General features: G+C 42.7%; 1 protein-coding gene. It reads right to left on the bottom strand.

Going from position 1 to position 267, the window contains the following annotated elements:
- Nucleotides 1–250: hypothetical protein (locus Q4528_RS14140; RefSeq protein WP_303522247.1), on the bottom strand; the 250-nt coding region annotated here is incomplete at its 3' end.
- Nucleotides 251–267: the final 17 nt, after the last annotated feature.

Raw genomic sequence — 267 nt, 5'->3', positions numbered from 1 at the left:
ATATATGGCTATCAACAATAATGCCTACTTCTATCGTGGGATCTAGTGCCTTAAAATGGTCTTGATGCTCGTTCACTCCCGAGATGAGAAACTTCACGTACTCGCCAGATTGATTACCATGAAAATAGCCCGCCCCAGAGTGAATTCTTTTTTGGTAAAAAGACTGAGGTTTATCATTGATAACATGTAAGCCAAGGTCTACTTCTTCGCGTAGAATAAGCGATTCGCTATTAGCGCCCCACTGCCTCATCTCAATCACTGCTGATG

It is taken from the genome of Staphylococcus pasteuri (assembly GCF_030547725.1).
Lineage (GTDB): Bacteria > Bacillota > Bacilli > Staphylococcales > Staphylococcaceae > Staphylococcus > Staphylococcus pasteuri.
This window is presented reverse-complemented; position numbering and strand designations above follow the sequence as displayed.